Below are 1,990 nucleotides of genomic sequence, written 5' to 3'. Positions count from 1 at the left end.
CACTAAATGGTTTTGCTTTATAGTACATTGAAGAACGATTAATCTTTAATAATTCATATTGCCTTGTCTTTGGTAACATTGCTAGCTTGGAATCGACAAGTTCTTTTCTATTTGATAAGTCCAAGCTTTGTAGCTTTCCCACAGCCCAATCTCTCTCTACTATTGTTTTTCCAAGAGTTTTCGCTAATTCATCATTTTGTTCTTTCAGCATATTAATTTGTTCCTGATATTTACTTACCAGTTTTGCTGGTTCAAAAGCCAATGCTGCATTTGATATAAATTGTTTTTTCCAATTACTAATTGTCTTTGAGTTTATCTCATATTTTGATGCTATCACTGATAATGGACTCTCTTCTTTCAGCACTTCTAATACTATCCTAGTTTTTTCTTCAGCACTAAAAACTCTTGCTTTTTCTTTTGTCATTTTTTCTCCTAATTTTTTCTTATTATTTTATCTTAATTAGGAAGCTTTTAACTCTATTTTTTTTGTCCATTTTCTTCAGTCCATTATAGTTATCAAAACTTTTGAAATTATCGAATCTTCAAGCAGAGGTGATCGCAAACAATTTAAAGAGATGATCAAATTTGCTAAAAGCCATAGAGAAACCATTGCTATTGTAGCTGATAAAGTTGATCGCGTTCAAAGATGAATTTCAGAAATTTCATTATTGGAAGGACCAATAAAAGATGGTAAAATAGAATTACATTTTAGAACTGAAGGTTATATATTAACAAAAGATTCTCAATCTCATGAAAAATTGGTATGGGGAATGAACGTATTAATGGCTCAATCTTATGTTGATAGTTTAAGTGATAATGTCAAAAGGAGTTTAGATCATAAATTACGTAAAGGAGAATGGATAGGCCCTGCTCCTATTGGTTATCTAAATAGCAGAGATGTAAATGGCAATAGTACAGTAATTCTAGATTCATCTAGAGCTTTTATTATAAAAAAATTATTTGAAGAATATGCTACAGGGGCATATACTCTTGGAAGCATAGTAACCATGGCAAAAGAGTTAGGGTTAAGGAGTAAAAAGAATTATTACCTAAATAAAACAGTATTACACCGTTTAATGCAGCAGCCATTTTATTACGGTGAAATGTTAGTAAAAGGAGAGATGTGGTTGCATAATTATCCACCAATTATTACAAATTACAAGAGAAACATTTATGGTATGTAAAGAAGTACTTTTAGGTTGGAATAAAAAGCCTTTCAAATATGGAGGTAAATATTTCCTATTTAGAGGGTTAATTACTTGTGCAACAACAGGCAAGATAGTGACATCGGAAATTCATAGTAAAACATATTCCAATGGTAAGGTAGATCAATGGGTTTATTTGGCAGCATGGGATCCAAAAAATCCAAACAAAAAAATATATGTTAGGGAAGATGAGGTTTTAGCAAAGATAGAAGAGATTTTTAAGAAAATAGGTATAAGAACCCAGAGCTATTAAAAGACACGCTAAAACACCTTAAAAACACTAATGAGCTAAAAAAAGATGAACATGATGAAGCGACAGCTAGTTTAAAGAAAGAACATACTGAAAACGAAAAAAGATTGAACTCATTAATGGATTTATGACTTAATGGTGATACTTATGTACAGAAGAATTTCAAGAAAAAAAACAACAATTAAAAGATCGTCAATATGAAATTAATCGATTATTGAAAATTTATGATGAAGCAGATGACAAATTTACTGATACCGCCTCAACCTTGATAACTCTAGCTTCTGAAGCCTATGAAACTTTTAAAGGTTCTGAAATGCCTCAAAAACGCAAAATACGTCAATTCGGGATAAGGTTATAATTTAGAGGAAAGTCGAAATTGCAATTTATGGAAGGTTTATTTTTCTTAAGAGAATAGGCAACTAGTGTAGAAAGTATATGAACAAAAGCATTTATAGGGGATCTGTGTCTAGTATGCTCAAGGTTCATTTTGTTCTTTAAATAATCAAAAACTGTTTCAATTAAATTACGTTTTCTT

General features: G+C 30.7%; 5 protein-coding genes. 3 read left to right on the top strand and 2 right to left on the bottom strand.

The annotated features are described in order from the left end of the window. Positions 1-424, bottom strand: a 424-nt coding sequence (locus tag RiCNE_RS06880) for a transposase (RefSeq protein WP_157905707.1), incomplete at its 3' end; no start/stop codon positions are given. A 244-nt stretch (positions 425-668) separates the two neighbouring features. Between RiCNE_RS06880 and RiCNE_RS06875 the strand changes: the two genes are divergently transcribed. The 3 genes from RiCNE_RS06875 to RiCNE_RS07630 all read left to right on the top strand — a co-directional run bounded on the left by RiCNE_RS06875 (position 669) and on the right by RiCNE_RS07630 (position 1,813). Further along, entirely contained in the window at positions 669-1,184 is a 516-nt protein-coding gene (locus RiCNE_RS06875) for a recombinase family protein (protein WP_094649812.1), read from the top strand. Next, complete coding sequence (locus RiCNE_RS06870; RefSeq protein WP_094649811.1) at positions 1,174-1,458, top strand: hypothetical protein; 285 nt, start codon at positions 1,174-1,176, stop codon at positions 1,456-1,458. The genes RiCNE_RS06875 and RiCNE_RS06870 overlap by 11 nt, the downstream gene beginning before the upstream one ends. Positions 1,459-1,669: 211 nt before the next feature. Then, complete coding sequence (locus RiCNE_RS07630) at positions 1,670-1,813, top strand: hypothetical protein (RefSeq protein WP_157905718.1); 144 nt, start codon at positions 1,670-1,672, stop codon at positions 1,811-1,813. Here RiCNE_RS07630 and RiCNE_RS06865 read toward each other — a convergent pair. Continuing rightward, a partial coding sequence (locus RiCNE_RS06865) for a transposase (RefSeq protein WP_157905643.1) occupies positions 1,792-1,990 on the bottom strand: 199 nt, incomplete at its 5' end. The genes RiCNE_RS07630 and RiCNE_RS06865 overlap by 22 nt on opposite strands.

This window comes from Rickettsia endosymbiont of Culicoides newsteadi, assembly GCF_002259525.1.
GTDB lineage: Bacteria > Pseudomonadota > Alphaproteobacteria > Rickettsiales > Rickettsiaceae > Tisiphia.
This window is presented reverse-complemented; position numbering and strand designations above follow the sequence as displayed.

What these genes read in the sequence shown, in the direction of transcription:
- RiCNE_RS06870 (WP_094649811.1), top strand. Translation starts at nt 1,174, where the DNA reads ATGGTATGTAAAGAAGTACTTTTAGGTTGGAATAAAAAGCCTTTCAAA.